The 13,484-nt window shown below is 70.5% G+C and carries 11 protein-coding genes; 8 read left to right on the top strand and 3 right to left on the bottom strand.

The window, feature by feature from the left end; all coding sequences use genetic code 11:
• Nucleotides 1–108: 108 nt before the first annotated feature.
• Nucleotides 109–2,361, top strand: coding sequence for a bifunctional salicylyl-CoA 5-hydroxylase/oxidoreductase (locus ACI2LP_RS04255; RefSeq protein WP_404723056.1), 2,253 nt, complete (start codon nt 109–111; stop codon nt 2,359–2,361).
• Here ACI2LP_RS04255 and ACI2LP_RS04250 read toward each other — a convergent pair.
• The 3 genes from ACI2LP_RS04250 to ACI2LP_RS04240 all read right to left on the bottom strand — a co-directional run bounded on the left by ACI2LP_RS04250 (nt 2,348) and on the right by ACI2LP_RS04240 (nt 5,327).
• Nucleotides 2,348–2,815 (bottom strand): hypothetical protein, encoded by a 468-nt coding sequence (locus ACI2LP_RS04250; protein ID WP_404722998.1) that lies wholly within the window; start codon nt 2,813–2,815, stop codon nt 2,348–2,350. The genes ACI2LP_RS04255 and ACI2LP_RS04250 overlap by 14 nt on opposite strands.
• A gap of 84 nt (nt 2,816–2,899) precedes the next feature.
• A complete protein-coding gene (locus ACI2LP_RS04245) occupies nt 2,900–3,706 on the bottom strand; it encodes a PaaX family transcriptional regulator C-terminal domain-containing protein (protein WP_404722997.1) in 807 nt (268 codons plus the stop codon).
• Between the two features lie 4 nt (nt 3,707–3,710).
• Nucleotides 3,711–5,327, bottom strand: coding sequence for an AMP-binding protein (locus tag ACI2LP_RS04240; RefSeq protein WP_404722996.1), 1,617 nt, complete (start codon nt 5,325–5,327; stop codon nt 3,711–3,713).
• A 123-nt stretch (nt 5,328–5,450) separates the two neighbouring features.
• Between ACI2LP_RS04240 and ACI2LP_RS04235 the strand changes: the two genes are divergently transcribed.
• The 7 genes from ACI2LP_RS04235 to ACI2LP_RS04205 all read left to right on the top strand — a co-directional run bounded on the left by ACI2LP_RS04235 (nt 5,451) and on the right by ACI2LP_RS04205 (nt 13,147).
• Nucleotides 5,451–6,620 carry an acyl-CoA dehydrogenase family protein gene (locus ACI2LP_RS04235; RefSeq protein ID WP_404722995.1) on the top strand — a complete coding sequence of 390 codons (1,170 nt, stop codon included), beginning with the start codon at nt 5,451–5,453 and terminating at the stop codon, nt 6,618–6,620.
• Entirely contained in the window at nt 6,617–7,015 is a 399-nt protein-coding gene (locus ACI2LP_RS04230) for a RidA family protein (RefSeq protein WP_404722994.1), read from the top strand. The genes ACI2LP_RS04235 and ACI2LP_RS04230 overlap by 4 nt, the downstream gene beginning before the upstream one ends.
• A gap of 72 nt (nt 7,016–7,087) precedes the next feature.
• Nucleotides 7,088–7,933: an alpha/beta fold hydrolase gene (locus ACI2LP_RS04225; RefSeq protein ID WP_404722993.1), complete on the top strand. Its 846-nt coding sequence runs from the start codon at nt 7,088–7,090 to the stop codon at nt 7,931–7,933.
• A 248-nt stretch (nt 7,934–8,181) separates the two neighbouring features.
• Nucleotides 8,182–9,732: an MFS transporter gene (locus ACI2LP_RS04220; protein ID WP_404722992.1), complete on the top strand. Its 1,551-nt coding sequence runs from the start codon at nt 8,182–8,184 to the stop codon at nt 9,730–9,732.
• Nucleotides 9,733–9,782: 50 nt separating this feature from the next.
• Nucleotides 9,783–11,165, top strand: coding sequence for a PP2C family protein-serine/threonine phosphatase (locus ACI2LP_RS04215; RefSeq protein WP_404722991.1), 1,383 nt, complete (start codon nt 9,783–9,785; stop codon nt 11,163–11,165).
• Nucleotides 11,166–11,405: 240 nt separating this feature from the next.
• Entirely contained in the window at nt 11,406–12,260 is an 855-nt protein-coding gene (locus ACI2LP_RS04210; RefSeq protein ID WP_404722990.1) for a hypothetical protein, read from the top strand.
• A 188-nt stretch (nt 12,261–12,448) separates the two neighbouring features.
• On the top strand, nt 12,449–13,147 hold the full coding sequence (locus ACI2LP_RS04205; RefSeq protein WP_404722989.1) for a class F sortase: 699 nt from the start codon (nt 12,449–12,451) through the stop codon (nt 13,145–13,147).
• Nucleotides 13,148–13,484: the final 337 nt, after the last annotated feature.

Here is a 13,484-nt window from a genome sequence, read left to right as displayed (position 1 = left end):
CCCACGACCTCCCGCTCCCCGGCCGAGCAGAGGGTCCGGGCCCCCGAGCCCGGTCGGGCGACGGCCACCGCGGCCGAGGCACCCCGACGCGCCCTCCGTGTCGCCGTCATCGGCGGCGGACCCGGCGGGCTCTACGCCGCGGCACTTCTGAAACGGCTCGACCCCCAGCGCGAGATCACCGTCTGGGAGCGCAACGCCCCCGACGACACCTTCGGCTTCGGCGTCGTCCTCTCCGACGAGACCCTCGGCGGGATCGAGCACGCCGACCCCGTCATCTACCGCGCACTCCAGGAGCAGTTCGTCCGCTGGGACGACATCGACATCGTCCACCGCGGCCGCACCCTCACCTCCGGCGGGCACGGCTTCGCCGCGCTCGGACGGCGCAGGCTCCTGCACGTACTGCACCGGCGTTGCGCCGAGCTCGGCGTGCGGATTCTCTTCCGCACCCCCGCCCCGCCCGCCGCCGCGCTCGGCGCCTCGTACGACCTGGTCATCGCCGCGGACGGAGTGAACAGCCTCACCCGCGAGGCACACGCCGACGCCTTCGCCCCGCGCATCACCACCCACCGCTGCCGCTACATCTGGCTCGCCGCCGACTTCGCCTTCAACGCCTTCCGCTTCGAGATCGCCGAGACCGAGCACGGCGCGATGCAGCTGCACGGCTACCCCTTCTCGCCCGACGCCAGCACCGTCATCGTCGAGATGCGTGAGGAGGTCTGGCGCGCGGCCGGGCTCGATGTCTGCGACGAGCAGGAGTCGGCCGACCGCTGCGCCAAGATCTTCTCCGACGCCCTCGGCGGCCGCCCGCTCCGTGGCAACAACTCCAGCTGGATCGCCTTCCGTACCGTCGTCAACGACCGCTGGTCCCACGGCAATACGGTCCTGATCGGCGACGCGGCCCACACCGCCCACTTCTCCATCGGCTCCGGCACCAAGCTCGCCGTCGAGGACGCACTCGCGCTCGTCGCCTGCATCGAGGAGCACCCGACGCTGGACAAGGCCCTCGCCGCATACGAAGCCGAGCGCCGCCCGGTCGTCGAGTCGACGCAGCGCGCGGCCGCCGCCAGCCTGCGCTGGTTCGAGGAGGTTGCCACCTGTCTCGACCAGCCGGCCCGGCAGTTCGCCTTCAACCTGCTCACCCGCAGCCGCCGCGTCACCCACGACAATCTGCGGCTGCGCGACCCGGCGTTCACCGACTCCGTCGAGCGCGACTTCGGCTGCCCGGCCGGCACACCCCCGATGTTCACGCCTTTCCGGCTGCGCGGACTGACGCTGCGCAACCGGGTCGTCGTCTCGCCCATGGACATGTACTCCGCCGTGGACGGTGTCCCCGGCGACTTCCATCTCGTCCACCTGGGCGCCCGGGCTCTCGGCGGCGCCGGCCTGGTGATGACCGAGATGGTCTGTGTGAGCGCCGAGGGCCGTATCACCCCCGGCTGCACCGGCCTCTACACCCCGCAGCAGGGCGCGGCCTGGCGTCGCGTCACCGACTTCGTGCACCAGCAGTCGCCCGGCACGGCGATCGGCGTCCAACTCGGCCACTCCGGCCGCAAGGGCTCCACCAAGCTCATGTGGGAGGGGATCGACGAACCACTTCCCGAGGGCAACTGGGCCGTCTCGGCCGCCTCACCTCTCCCGTACCGCCCCGGCGTCAACCAGGTCCCGCAGGAGCTGGACAGCGCGGGGCTCGACGAGATCCGCGAACAGTTCGCCTCGGCGACCCGGCGGGCCGTGCACAGCGGCTTCGACCTCCTCGAACTGCACTGCGCCCACGGCTATCTGCTCTCCGGCTTCCTCTCGCCCCTCACCAACCGGCGGACCGACGCCTACGGCGGCCCGCTCGTCAATCGCCTGCGCTTCCCCCTCGAAGTCTTCGACACGATCCGGGACATCTGGCCCGACGACCGGCCCATGACCGTCCGCATCTCCGCCACCGACTGGGCCGCGGGCGGCACCACCGCCGACGACGCGGTCGAGATCGCCCGAGCCTTCGCCGCCCATGGCGCGGACGCGATCGACGTGTCCACGGGGCAGGTCGTGCCGGACGAACAGCCGGAGTACGGCCGCTCGTACCAGACGCCGTACGCCGACCGGATCCGCAACACCCTCTCCGTCCCCGTCATCGCGGTCGGCGCGATCTCCTCCTGGGACGACGTCAACTCGCTCCTGCTCGCGGGCCGCGCGGACCTCTGCGCGCTGGCGAGGCCGCATCTGTACGACCCCCACTGGACGTTGCACGCGGCGGCCGAGCAGGACTACGCGGGACCGGGGGCGATCTGGCCGGATCAGTACCGGGCAGGCAGCCGCAGACCCCCGACCGGTCGCACGGACGCGCCCAGGCCCCGGCTCACTCTGGACTGAGGCACTCGTGGCACCGGCACGGATCGGGATGCGGGCCGCCGTGATATGTACGCCGCCCGTCCGCGGCGATCCGCTCCAGCATCGCGGCGTGCTCCACGGCCTGCTCCCGCGTCATCGGCGGTGCGTACGCGGATTCCGCGTACCGGCGCAGGACGGCAGGGGTGTGGATGAGCTTGGCGCGGAAGGAGTGCAGATGCCGGGTCGCCGTGTCGATGGTGATCCAGCGGCCGTTGTGCCGCCCGCGGCCGACCGTGGTCAGCTGTTCGTGCCCCATGCCCGGATAGGTGGACACGACATACACCTTCGCCCCGCCCTTGTACGCCTTGGTGCCCGGTCGCAGCTCCTGGCCGCCGTCGCCGTAGCGACGCCACAGCACGACATTGGCGACGACCAGCCACCGCGGCTCCGGTATGCCGGCAGGTGTGCCGGGTATGTCCTCCGGGGTCTCGCTCATGCCCGAATACGACGCGGGCGGACCGTTCACGGTTGCACGAAGGCACGGTTGCACGAAGGCACGGTTGTAAGAAGGCCGCACCGTTCACGGTTGCACGAAGGCCGCGCCCGCGTCCCGCAGCAGCGCGTGCAGGCGAGCGAAGACCTCCGCGGACCGGCCGCCCGGCCAGCCCTGCGGCAGCAGTTCGGGCGGCAGCCCCGGATCGATGTACGGCAGCCGCCGCCAGGAGTCCAGTGCCGGCAGATAGTCCCGGTACGCCTCCCGCGCGGGCACCTCGTCGCGCGCCTCCCACGCCCGCAGCACCGGCTCGTGCAGATCCAGGAACTCCTCGTGCTCCTTGGCGATCGCGCCCAGGTCCCACCAGCGCGCCACCGCCTGCGCCGTCGCCGCGAAACCGAGATGCTCGCCGCGGAACAGCTCGACGTACGGGTCGAGTTGGAGCCGGCGCAGCGTGTGCTGTGTCTCCTCGTACAGTCGCGCGGGCGCGATCCACACCCCCGGTGCCGCCGACCCGAAGCCGAGCCGCCCCAGCCGTGAACGCATCAGATGGCGCTTGTGGCGCTCGGCCTCGGGCACCGAGAAGACGGCGAGCACCCAGCCGTCGGAGAGCAGCGGGGACTCGCGGGTGTAGATCCGCCGGTCGCCGTCGTCGAGCAGCTGACGGGCGTCGGCCGACAGTGCGTAGCCGGCCGCACCGTCCTTGGTGCGCTCGGGCACCAGCAGGCCGCGGCGTTTGAGCCGGGAGACCGATGAGCGCACGGACGGCGCGTCGACGCCGAGTACCGCAAGCAGACGGATCAGTTCGGCCACGGGGAGGGGACCTGGCCGTCTGCGTCCGTACGCGCCGTAGAGGGTGACGATCAGGGAACGGGGAGTGTGCTGCTCGGCCACGTGATCACTTTAGGGCCCGCAGGCGGAAGCGCTGCAGCTTGCCGGTGGGGGTGCGTGGAAGGGCGTCGAGGAAGACGAACTCGCGCGGGCATTTGTACGGTGTCAGCCGTTGCTTGACCGCTTCGGTGAGCGCGGTGACGGTCTCGTCGCCGGCGGGGACCCCTTCGCGCAGGACGACGTACGCCACCGCGATCTGTCCTCGCAACTCGTCGGGGTGGCCGACGACCGCGGCCTCCGCCACGTCCGGATGCTGCAGCAGCGCGTCCTCCACCTCCGGGCCCGCGATGTTGTAGCCGGCCGAGATGATCATGTCGTCGGCGCGGGCGACATAGCGGAAATAGCCGTCGGGTTCACGCACATACGTGTCACCGGTGAGATTCCAGCCGTCGTGCACATACTCCAGCTGCCGGGGGTCGGTCAGATAGCGGCAGCCGATCGGGCCGCGCACGGCCAGCAGTCCCGGCTCCCCGTCCGCAACCGGGTTGCCGGTGCGGTCCACCACGCGCGCCTGCCACCCCGGCACCGGAACCCCGGTGGTCCCCGGTCTGATCGCCTCGTCCGCCGCCGAGATGAAGATGTGCAGCAGCTCGGTGGCGCCGATGCCGTTGATGATGCGCAGCCCGGTCCGTTCCTGCCACTCCTGCCAGGTGGCGGCCGGCAGATTCTCACCGGCCGACACACAGCGGCGCAGCGAGCGGATGTCGTGCGCGTGGAGGCTGCCCAGCATCACCCGGTACGCGGTCGGCGCGGTGAACAGGACGGACACCCGGTGCGCGGCGATCGCGGTCAACAGCTGGCTGGGGCCTGCCTGTTCGAGCAGCAGCGCCGAGGCCCCGGCGCGCATGGGGAAGACCACCAGGCCGCCGAGCCCGAAGGTGAACCCGAGCGGTGGGCTGCCCGCGAAGACATCGTCGGGCTCGGGCCGCAGCACGTGGGCGGAGAAGGTGTCGGCAACGGCCAGCACATCGCGGTGGAAGTGCATACACCCCTTGGGGCGGCCGGTCGTGCCGGAGGTGAACGCGATCAGCGCAACGTCGTCGGCCGCGGTCCGGGCCGCCTCGTACGGCTCCGGCGCCGCGGCGGCGGCCAGCTGCACCAGATCGTCGGGGGAGTCGCCGCCGTACGCCGTGATCCGCAGCCCCGGCACCTCGGCCTTCGCGAGATCGTCGAGCGAGCGGATGTCGCACAGGGCATGGCTGACGGCGGCGATCTCGCACACCGTGGCCAGCTCCTTGGCCCGTTGCTGGGCCAGGACGGTGACCGCCACCGCGCCCGCCTTCATCACGGCCAGCCAGCAGGCAGCGAGCCATGGCGTGGTGGGCCCGCGCAGCAGGACACGGTTGCCGGGGACGACGCCCAGACCCGAGGTGAGCACATGCGCTATGCGGTCGACCTGATCGCGCAGCTCTCCGTACGTCCAGACCTCACCGCCGCCGGTGCGGAAGACGGGCCGGTCCGCGCCGAAGCGCTCGATCGTACGGTCCAGCAGCTCGGCGCCGCAGTTGAGGCGCTGCGGGTAGTGCAGATCGGGTAGCTCGAAGAGAAGTTCCGGCCACTGCCCGGCGGGCGGGAGATGGTCGCGCGCGAATGTGTCGAGGTGGGCCGACGGTGACAGCTCCATGGTTCGCCCCCTTGTCGTGGTGGGGTCGCGAATCGAGCGTATCGTGAAGGTGACGACAGTCAACGGTCCGCGATACGGTGCTTTCCAAGGGGACACCCCCGGCCGCACGAAATGGGGGCACGTATGCCCGTATTTTCGCTCGATCCGGCACAGACCGCCTGGTGTGCGCAGCTGCGCACCCTGGCCGGCGAGCGGCTGCGACCGCTCGCGGAGAAGGCGGAGCCGGGCCGCGTCAACCGCCCGTTGGTCGCCGCTCTCGGCGAACTGGGACTGTTGCGGCGCCTGTTCGGGGCCGGTGCGCTCGAGCTGTGCCTGCTGCGCGAATCGCTGGCGTACGGCTGTACGGAGGCCGAGACCGCCCTCGCCCTCCAGGGCCTGGGCAGCTACCCCGTCGTCCAGGCGGGCACCGCCGCACAGCAGGAGCGCTGGCTGCCCGAGGTGATCGCCGGGCGCGCCGTCGCAGCCTTCGCGCTCAGTGAGCCGGACGCCGGCTCGGACGCGGCGGCCCTCGCCCTCAAGGCCGTTCCGGATCAGGAGGGTTGGCGGCTGAGCGGCGAGAAGTGCTGGATCTCCAACGCCCCCGAGGCGGACTTCTACAGCGTCTTCGCGCGTACGACCGAGGGCGCGGGCGCGCGTGGCGTGACCGCGTTCCTCGTCCCCGCCGACCGGCCGGGGCTGACCGGGACCGCCCTGGACATGCTCTCGCCGCATCCCATCGGCGCACTGACCTTCGACGACACTCCCGTGACCAGGGACGATGTGCTCGGCGAGACCGACGGCGGCTTCCGCGTCGCCATGAACACCCTCAATCTCTTCCGCCCGAGCGTCGGCGCTTTCGCCGTCGGCATGGCCCAGGCGGCGCTGGATGCGGCCATCGCCCACACCGCCCGCCGCACCGCCTTCGGCGGCCCGCTCAAGGACCTCCAGTCCGTCGCCCACCAGGTCGCCGAGATGGCCACCCGTACGGAAGCCGCCCGGCTGCTCGTCCACGCGGCGGCCGCCGCGTACGACGAAGGGGCCGCCGATGTGCCGAAGCGGTCCGCGATGGCGAAGCTCCTGGCGACCGAGACCGCCCAGTACGTCGTGGACGCCGCGGTCCAGCTGCACGGCGCCCGTGCGCTCCAGCGCGGCCACTTGCTGGAGCATCTGTACCGGGAGGTGCGCGCCCCGCGGATCTACGAGGGCGCAACGGAGGTCCAGCGCACGATCATCGCCAAGGAGCTGTACAAGGAGCTGTCCGCGAAGGAGTCGCACGCGTCGTCGCACGCAACCGCCGAGGAGCCCAGCGCATGAGCCTGCACCGCCACAATCCGGCCGAGCTCTCGCCGCCCACCGGCTTCTCGCACGCCGTCACCGCCACCGGATCGCGGCTGGTGTTCCTGGCCGGGCAGACCGCGCTGGACACCGGCGGGAAGGTGGTCGGTGCGACCCTGCCCGAGCAGTTCGAGACGGCGCTGGCGAATCTGCTGTCCGCGCTCGCGGCCGCAGGCGGAGCGCCGCAGGACCTCGCCCGCGTCACCATCTATGCGACCGACGTCGCCGACTACCGCGACAACGCCCCTGAACTGGGCCGTATCTGGCGGCGGTTGGCAGGCCGCGACTATCCCGCGATGGCGGTGATCGGTGTGGTACGGCTCTGGGACGAAGAGGCCCTGGTGGAGCTGGACGGCACCGCCGTGCTCCCCTGACCCGGCCTGGCGGCCCCGCACCTTGAGGTCCTCCTGTCCGCATAACATCGTTATTCCACGAGGGGAGCCGCCATGCCGGACATCGAGCTCAGCGCAGGGACGATCGCGTACGAGGACACGGGCGGCCCGGGGCCCGTCGTCGTCCTGCTGCACGGGCTGGTCCACGACGCCACTGTCTGGCGCAAGGTCATCGCGGACCTGGGGCGCGATCACCGCTGTATCGCCCCGACCCTGCCCTACGGCGCACACCGCACCCCCATGCGCCCCGACGTCCCGCTCAGTCCCGACTCCGTCAACGAGCTGATCGCCGAGCTTCTTGAGCGCCTGGAACTGAGCGAGGTGACCCTCGTCGAGAACGACTGCGGCCGCGCCCAGACCGTCGCAGGACGGCATCCCGAGCGGCTCGCCCGGCTTGTGCTCATCTCCTGCGAAGCCTTCGACAACTACCCACCGGGCGCCCCCGGCAAGATGATCTCGCTTGTGTGCAAGGTGCCCGGCGGCATCGGGCTGATGGCCCGCATCCTCGCGCTGAAGACGCTGCGCCGGCTTCCCATCGGCCTCGGCGCGCTCACCAAACGACCCTTACCTGACGAGATCGCCGACGGCTGGCTGCGTCCGCTGCTGACCGACAAGGCCATCAGGGCCGACTTCAAGCGCTACAACTCGGGCGTACGCAAAACCGAACTCCTCGAGGCGGTCGACGGGCTGCGGAAGTTCGACCGGCCCGCGCTGGTCGTGTGGGCGACGGAGGACCGGATGATGCCGCGCGAACACGGCAGGCGGCTGGCCGAACTGCTGCCACGGGGGCAGCTGCTGGAGATCGAGGACAGCTGCACGCTCATCGCGGAGGACCAGCCCGAGGCGCTGGCCAGTGCGCTGCGCGAGTTTGTCGCGCAGGGGACGGGCGGCGGGTCCTGAGCGACGGCGGCGAGATGGCCGGGCGGCGGCTCTTGAGCGGCCGGTCGCGCAGACAGGCGGCTGCGGGGCGTGACCGGTTGGCCGCGACGACGACCTGCCGAGGGCGTGACCGGTCGACCGCGAAAACGACCGGCTGCGGGACGTGATCGGCCCGGCGCGTGATCGACTGGTGGCGGGTCTGTGCCGGGTTTACCGTCGATGAGTGGACGGAACCGTCCGCTGACCCTCGTGTGAGGGCACGATGCGCCATGGCGACCCCGCAGCCGACACCCACACCCCCCGCCACCGCCGCGAAGAAGAAGGGCAGCGGCGACGGGATCGCGCTTCTCGTCATCGCCTCGTGCCAGTTGATGGTGGTCCTCGACATCACCATCGTGAACATCGCGCTCCCGCACATCCAGAGCGCGCTGGACTTCTCCACCACGAGCCTGTCCTGGGTGGTCAACGCCTATACGCTCACCTTCGGCGGCCTGTTGCTGCTCGGCGGCCGCGCCGGTGACATCCTGGGACGCCGCAGGGTCTTCATCTTCGGTGTGCTGTTGTTCGCGCTCGCCTCCCTGCTCGGCGGCCTTTCGCAGAGCGAGGGCCAGCTCCTCGCCTCCCGTGCCCTGCAAGGCGTCGGTGGCGCCATCGCGTCACCGACATCACTGGCGCTGATCACCACCACCTTCACCGAAGGCCCGGCACGCAACCGGGCGTTCGGCGTCTTCGCCGCGGTTTCCGCGGGCGGCGGCGCGATCGGTCTGGTGGCGGGTGGCATCCTCGTCGAATGGCTCGACTGGCGCTGGGTGTTCTTCGTCAATGTGCCGATCGCCGTGCTCATCGTGCTGGCGACGCCGCGTCACATCAAGGAGTCCGAGCGCCATCCCGGCCACTTCGACCTGGCCGGCGCGTTGACGTCGACGCTCGGCATGGTCGCGCTGGTCTACGGCTTCATCAGGGCTGCGCAGGAAGGCTGGCGGGACCCGTGGACAATCGCGTCGTTCGGCGCCGCGATCGTGCTCCTCTCCACGTTCATCCTGGTCGAGCGGCGTTCCAGCCAGCCGATCACGCCGTTGCACATGTTCGCCGATCGTAACCGGGCGGGCACATACGGAATCATGCTGAGCCTCGCCGCGGCGATCTTCGGCATGTTCTTCTTCCTGACGCTCTTTGTACAGACCGTCCTCGACTTCAGTCCCCTGCAAGCCGGGCTCGCCTTCCTGCCGGTGAGCGCGATCATCGCGGTCGGCGCCGGCACCGCTTCCCAACTCCTGCCCCGGTACGGCCCGAAACCCTTCATGGTGACCGGCTCGATCCTGGCCGCGGCGGGCCTGTCCTGGCTGACCCTGACCGACATCAACTCCACCTATCTGGGCAGCATCCTCGGACCGATACTGGTCTTCGGCCTGGGCATGGGCTTCAACTTCGTCTCGCTGACGCTGATGGCCGTCTCCGGAGTGCCCACGCACGAGTCGGGCGCGGCATCCGCCATGCTCAACACCACGCAGCAGGTGGGCGGTTCGCTGGGCCTGTCCATCCTGGTCACGGTGTTCGGCACGGCCAGCCGCAACGAGGCCCACGACCAGGTCCCGCAGTTCCTCGCCCAGGCCACCCCGGCGGAACGCCTGCGCTTTGAACGCACGGGCCAGCTCCCACCAACGTTCAGCGACGAGATCCTCACCTCCGGAGTCTCGTCCGCGTTCATCGTGGCCGCCATCTTCGCGGTGATCGCCGCGGTGGTCGCCGTCCTGGCGATCCAGGTGCGCCCCTCGGACCTGGAACGCCTGAAGGGCGGCGTCACCCCCGGCCAGCCCTGAGCCCGTCCCCGCCGGGGGCGCACCGGTGTGTCATGGCGGGAGGTGATCGTGTGCGTGCCGACTCCCTTTCGGCGGGGCTCGCCGTTCTTGGTACGGACACGAGGTACCTCTTCGCGGACCCTGCCTACTGCCGGATCTCCGGCGAGGCGTGGGCGGGTCTTGAGGGCCGGCCCATCGGCCCGCGGGCGGAGCTGAGGGTGGGACCGGCGGCGCTGCTGGCCGCGGTCCTCGCCGACGGGCACCCGCGTACGCATGTGACGCCCGTCAGCCGTTGCACCTGGTACCGGCTGGTGCTGCACGGGGAGGCGGCCGGCCTCGTAGGGCTGCTCGCCGAGACCGTTTCCACAGCGGACTGGATCGGAACGACGCTCGACGAGCAGACGACGTGCGAGGAGGCCGTGAACTACCTGCACGCGTCGGTGGCCGACGCCGTCGCGATCGATCTGCTCCCCGAGCCGACGCACCGTGCGGCCGTGGCCGGCCGCCGGGACCTTCTTCCCGCCCATCCGTTTCGTACCGCCCTGAGCGGCCGGCCTTTCCTGGACGACCGGACGCTCGCGGTACCGCTCATGGTTCACGGCCGCGTCCTGGGCGCCGTACACCTCGTACGGAGCCATGGCGGCTTCTCCGAACGCGACCTGCTGGTTACTAGGTCGGCGGTCTATCGGGCCGCCGTCGGCATCGGCCACGCCCGCATCCTCGCCGAGGCGCAGCGGACCGGTGTCGAGCTGCAGCGCGCCCTGCTGACCGACCCCGGACTGCCGCACCCGAACCTCGAGTTGGCCACCCGCTATCTGCCCTCCGGCTCGGGCACCCTGGTCGGCGGGGACTGGTTCGAGACAGTGCGTCTCCACTTCGGGCGGACGCTGCTGGTGATGGGCGACGTGATGGGCCACGGCGTGGAGGCCGCGGTCGACATGAACAGCTACCGCTCGACCCTTCGCAGCGTCGCGGCCGCCGACCTCCCGCCGCACCGGGTGCTCAGCCAGCTCGACCTCAATTTCGCCGAGGCCACCGCCCGCCGCCCGGCCACCTGCCTCCTCGCCCGCGTGGACCCCGCCCGCGGCCTCTGCTCCTTCTCCAGCGCGGGCCATCTTCCTCCGGCCCTGTTCAGCGGCGAAGGCAGCGCGGAGCTGATTGACGTCCCGGTCGGCCCACCCCTCGGCACGGGCCTCGGCGGCTACGGGATCGCCTCGCGCAACCTCAGCCCCGGCGACACGCTCCTCCTGTTCACCGACGGCCTGATCGAACGCCGCGGCGAGGACATCGACTCCTCCCTGGCCCGCCTCGCCCGCGTCCGCCCCGACCCCTCCGGAACGGCGGACGAGCTGGTGGACGAGGTTCTGGCCGCCCTGGACGCATCCCATGCGGAGGACGACGTTGCCGTGATGGCGGCCCGCATCCGCAGGCGGCCACCGCCGGACCACGACTGACGGTTCCCCCCGACCTGAAAATGCGTCAGGCAGAGCCAAACCCGGGCTCGCGTGGCGTGCGGCTCAACGGGTGATCATTGGCCCCCAAGCCACTCGAAGAGCCCATCATGTCGCCCGAATGCGGTGCTCTCCGCTGGTGCGAAGTCCAAATCGGGCTGACGGTGGATCACGTCGCCACTGCGATCCGATGAGCCGACGATGTGTCAGCCAGCGCGGTAGCGACGAAAGGAATACGTCCCCATGCGCTCAGCTCGCACCCTGTTCGCCACAGCAGCCGTTACCGCGGTCATCGCCGCCTCCGCCCCCGTTGCGAACGCCATCATCTCCGAGGACTACGGGCAGGACAGCTCCTCCAGCAGTGGCTACGAGAAGTCCGACAAGGAGGACTCCGAGAAGTCGGAGAAGGGTGGCTACGAAAAGTCCGACAAGAGTGACTCCGAGAAGGGTGGCTACGAGAAGTCCGACAAGGAGGACTCCGAGAAGTCGGAGAAGGGTGGCTACGAGAAGTCCGACAAGGAGGACTCCGAGAAGTCGGAGAAGGGTGGCTACGAGAAGTCCGACAAGGAGGACTCTGACAAGTCGGAGAAGGGTGGCTACGAAAAGTCCGACAAGGAGGACTCCGAGAAGTCGGACAAGGGAGACCACGAGGAGTCGGACAAGAAGGACCACGAGGACCACGGCAAGCACGACAAGCCGTGGGGTGGTGTCCACACCGGTGGTGGTGCCCTGGCCATGAACCTGACCAAGGACTACGGGCACGACGACTCCTCCGACAAGGAAGACCACGAGAAGTCGGACAAGAAGGACCACGAGGACCACGGCAAGCACGAGAAGCCGCACGGTGGTGTCCACACCGGTGGTGGCGCCATGGCCATGACCGTGTCCGAGGACTGGGGGCAGGGCGAGAAGTCCGACAAGGGTGGTCACGACTCCTGGAAGCACGAGAAGCCGCACGGCGGTGTCCACGCCGGTGGTGGCGCCATGGCGCTGTCCGGCAGCAGCCTCGCGGCCGGTTCGCTGCTGATGCTCGGTGGTCTGGGTGCTGGGGCGTACATGCTGCGCCGTCGCAACGCGACGAGTGGTGCCGCGGCCTGACGGGCGCGACCCACTAGCAGGTCGCGCAGTGTCGCGGCCGCCGTCTTCCAAGGACGGCGGCCGCGGCGCTGCCGTTTTCCGCCACCGCGTCCCGCGCACAGCCCCGGACGGCAGCCCCGCCCCACAGCCCGTTCCGCCGCCCGCCCACTCGCGCCCCACTGGTGCCCCTACGAGAAAGACGCGCTCCCATGGCCGCCCAGCAGCCTTCCAGTCCTCTCGCGCCCCGGACCACCTTCGCTTCCCGCAGCCTCGGCCGCGCCCTGCTGTGGCCCGCCGCAGCGGTCGGGCTGGGCTTCCTCATGATCTACAACACCTTCGAGCCCTCGGCGGAGAGCAGGCCGACGGCCCCTCCTGTGGTGTCCGGGCCCACCACCCCCGGACCTGCCGCCGCCCCTGCCGCTGCTCAGCTGGCGCTGCCGCCGTCCCCTCCGACGCGGCTGTCGATCCCGGACATTGCCGTCGACGCGCCCTTCATCGCTTTGGGCATCGGCGCGACCGGACATCTCAACGCACCACCGGTCAACGACACCAACCTGGTCGGCTGGTTCCTGGGCGGAGCGACACCGGGCGAGCGCGGCACCTCGGTCGTCGCCGGCCACGTCGACACCATGACCGGCCCGGCCGTGTTCTTGCAGCTCAGCACCCTCAAGCCGGGAAGCAAGGTGGACATCACGCGCGCGGACGGCAACGTCGCCACCTTCAAGGTCGACTCGGTCGAAAGCTTCAGCAAGGCGAGCTTCCCCGATCAGCGGGTCTATGCCGACACCAAGTCCCCCCAGCTTCGCCTGATCACCTGCGGGGGCGACTACGACAGGAAGGCGAAGGACTACAAGGAGAACGTGGTGGCGTTCGCCCACCTGGATTCCGTCAAGCGCGTCGCTCCGTAGCTGTCCCAGACAATGCCGCTTCCGCCCAGAGGCGATGCGGGACTGCTCCGAGTGGAGCCCACGAGTGGTGGACGTCTCCCCGCGGGCACAGGCTGACGCAACGCCCCGCCCGAACCACGCGGCGGCGGGGAGAGCCACGCGGCGTTGTCCCGGTCGGGGCGGCCGTGGACGTCAGAGAGACGGGATCACATGGTGGAACGGCTCATCAGTCCGGGTTGCCCGCCGTCCGTTCAGGGGAGCGGCGGGTCCGTACGAATGCGGGCGCAGCGCCGGTACGCACGGCGACGCTCCCGAGGCGCGCGCACCGGGGCAGCGCTCGTCGCAGCCGGTCTGGCCT

Source organism: Streptomyces sp. NPDC019890, assembly GCF_044903445.1.
In the GTDB taxonomy this organism is placed as follows: Bacteria; Actinomycetota; Actinomycetes; order Streptomycetales; family Streptomycetaceae; genus Streptomyces.
Note: the sequence above shows the minus strand (reverse complement) of the source record. Positions and strands in the feature narration are given on the sequence as shown.